1 protein-coding gene is annotated in these 1,498 nt (G+C 35.4%); it reads right to left on the bottom strand.

The annotated features are described in order from the left end of the window. Positions 1–1,308 (bottom strand): IS1182 family transposase (locus EAI80_RS13085; RefSeq protein WP_129982382.1); only part of this gene is annotated, 1,308 nt, incomplete at its 3' end. Between the last annotated feature and the right edge of the window lie 190 nt (positions 1,309–1,498).

Here is a 1,498-nt window from a genome sequence, read left to right as displayed (position 1 = left end):
TAGCCCTTTTAAACGCGTAAATCGCATGCCATGATTTTCCTTGGCATCCGCAAACACACGTTCAATTGTTTCTTTTCTTTGTGGATAGACGATTTTCCATTCATCGGTCTGTCTTATATAATCTGCTTTTTCTCTATCAGATTCCCATACATGTCTTGTAATCGTTTTTACATGTTTCTTTGATTGTGTACATTTTGATAGGAAAGGACATCCTTCACAGTCCTTTGGATTGCTTTCATAGACTCTGTATCCTTCTCTGTTGGTTGTTTTATAGTGAAGATCTTTTTCATTAGGACAGATATAGATATTTAAATATTCATCATATACATACTCATACTTTTTAAAGAATCCCTTTTTAGTCATTGGCCTCTTATATGGAAGAAATGGCGTTCTATCACTTGATAGTATCTGGTGGCAGATTGGTGATGTATTGAATCCTGCATCAAGGCACACGTTTTTAATGCCTTCATATTTCTGGATAAGTTCATTGTATATTTCTGAGAATATTGCACTGTCATGCATGTTTCCTGGTGCTACCTTATTAAAGAGAACATAGCCATATCTGTCACATATTGTCATATGTGAATAGGCAAAGCACTTCTGCTTCTCACCCTTATGGAACAGACCGCATTCTGGGTCTGTAGTGCTTTCCTTGATATGCTTTGTTTTCTTTAATTCAATTTCTTCTCCAGTCTCTTCATCAAATGCATATTCTTTCTTGTCTAATGATTCAAATGGTTTTTTGCCATTTTCTGCTCTCTCTTCATTGATTTCTTCAAGTAATTCTTTTTCATATGCCTTAGCTACAATCTCTACTTCCTTATCTGTAGCTTTTCTAGAATTCGCGTTGGCTTTTCTATGTGTGCCATCACCAAAGACAGTAGTGGTATCAATAAAGCCGTTATCAATGCCATGCTTGATGATATGATTGAAGATCTGGTCAAAGACTTCACTATCCTTGTATCTTCTCTGATAGTTCTTAGACCATGTAGAATAGTTTGGAACAGCTTCATAAATGCTGATACCTAAAAACCATCTATAAGCTATATTGACCTTGATCTCTTCACAGGTCTTTCTCATAGAGTTGATGCCGAATGTATAATTGATAAAGATCATTTTAAAAAGTACCACAGGATCAATAGAACGTCTGCCGAAATTACTGTAGAGTGATTTCACTAACGGATAGATGAATTTCCAATCTATCGTAGCTTCCAGTGTTCTAACCAAATGATCCTGTGGTACTAGGTCATCTAAAGTACTCATGATAAGTCCATCACGTTTAATGTTTGCACGATTAGTCATAGCCATATTTATATCCTCCAATTAAGCACCTTAATTATACCATTTTCAGGCAATAATTGACAGGAAACGAAAAAGGCCGTAAGGCCACAAATTTTGCTTAATTGGAGTGTGGACACTTACGACAGTAACTATATTATCATATACTCTTCAAATTTAAAAGAAAAGACTGTTAACATTTAGTTTGTCAACAGTCTGA

The organism is Catenibacterium sp. co_0103 (assembly GCF_004168205.1).
Taxonomy (GTDB): domain Bacteria; phylum Bacillota_I; class Bacilli_A; order Erysipelotrichales; family Coprobacillaceae; genus Catenibacterium; species Catenibacterium mitsuoka_A.
Note: the sequence above shows the minus strand (reverse complement) of the source record. Positions and strands in the feature narration are given on the sequence as shown.